Origin of the sequence: Microbacterium sp. NPDC058062, assembly GCF_042885375.1 — a bacterium.
Classification (GTDB): domain Bacteria; phylum Actinomycetota; class Actinomycetes; order Actinomycetales; family Microbacteriaceae; genus Microbacterium; species Microbacterium trichothecenolyticum_C.
In genome coordinates this window covers 1-1,475 of the sequence record NZ_JBHVSC010000016.1, presented here as the reverse complement: position 1 = coordinate 1,475, position 1,475 = coordinate 1, and the positions used below count along the sequence as shown (strand labels likewise).

Annotated in this window: 1 protein-coding gene; it reads right to left on the bottom strand. The window is 67.7% G+C overall.

Annotated features, from left to right (window positions below; genetic code table 11):
- Window positions 1–23: 23 nt before the first annotated feature.
- Window positions 24–1,229, bottom strand: coding sequence for an IS110 family transposase (locus ACFVSU_RS21955; RefSeq protein WP_387148179.1), 1,206 nt, complete (start codon window positions 1,227–1,229; stop codon window positions 24–26).
- Between the last annotated feature and the right edge of the window lie 246 nt (window positions 1,230–1,475).

Sequence of the window (1,475 nt, the reverse complement as noted above, 5' to 3'; positions counted from 1 at the left end):
GGGGGGTGCCCCTATGTCTTCTGTCAAGCGGCGAGGGCAGGTTCGGTGAGCTGTGGCTGATAGAGGGTGCCGTCGCGGAGCATGGCGAACAGGACGTCGGAGCGTCGTCTGGCGAGGGCGATGATGGCCTGATTGTGGCGCTTGCCCTGTGTGATCTTCCGGTCGTAGTAGGCGCGGGATTCGGGGTCGCGGAGCGCTGCGAAGGCGGACAGGAACATGGTCCGTTTCAGGATCTTGTTCCCGCGCCGTGACGGATGCTCGCCGCGGATCGAGGTGCCGGAGCGTCTGGTGACGGGTGCGAGGCCGGCGTAGGCGGCGAGGTGTCCGGGCGTGGGGAAAGTCTTGGTGGTGACTTCGGTGAGGAGCCGCGCCGCGGTCCTGACGCCGACTCCGGGCATGCTCGTCAGGACCGGCTGAAGAGGGTGCTGATCCACGATCTTCTCGACTTCGATGGCGATCTCGTTCCGTTGCCGGCGCAGCGCGGCGAGTTGTTCCGCGAGCCGCGGAAGCACGAGCGCTGCAGCGTCGGTGCCGGTCACGACGACGGTCTGCTCGCTCAGCGCGGTGATGATCTCACCCGCCCAGTCGCGGCCCTTGCGCGGCGCGTTCTTGAGCAGCCGGTTCCCGATCCGTTTCTCGCCAGCCGCCTTCATCGCCGCCGGCGACGGGTAGCGCTGCAGGAGGTCGAGCATCGCGGGATGATCCAGTCGCGGCCCGATCACGCGCTCCAATGCGGGATGGATCTGCGTCAGCAGCCCACGGATCCGGTTGGAGACTTGGGTGATCTGCCCGGCAAGGTCGTCGTCGAACCCGCAGAGCATCGACAGCTCCGCGACCTGCTCGTCCGCGACCTGGATCGACCGGAGCGTGTGCGGCATTGTCCGCGCCGTCTCAGCGATGATCGCCGCGTCTCTCGCATCGGTCTTCGCCTCACCGGGGTGCAGGTCCGCGATGCGCCGCATCGCCAACCCCGGCAGATACCCGACCAGGGCTCCGCTCGCTTGCGCGACCGCGACGGGCAGCGCGCCGATCGTCGCGGGCTGATCCACGACCAGGAGGATCGTCCCGTGCGTCGCGAGTTGGTCGAGCACCGCTCGCAGTCGGCGCTCGTCGTTCGGCAGGGCCTTGTCGAACAGCCGCTTGCCGGCCCGGTCGAGGGCGATGGCGTGGTGTTCGCCCTTGCCCACGTCGAGTCCGATGAACACGTCGACTTCGTCGTATCTGTCGATGCTGGTGACCACGCTGTCCCTCCGTTTCGCGCGACGGCGTCCGCGACGGTGCGTCCCGGCATCCACGTTACGAACGGCCTCGAGCCGTGCTCGGGTCCAGCCCCTATCAGCGATCACACACCGCCAACCGAGCCCGGTGACAACACCCCCCGGATCATAAAAGACAGGGGGCAGCAATCATGCCGGGCCCGGCAGGCCGTCACCGCCCAGCATGCTCACCAAGCGGCTGCGAAGAAAGTAACGGGG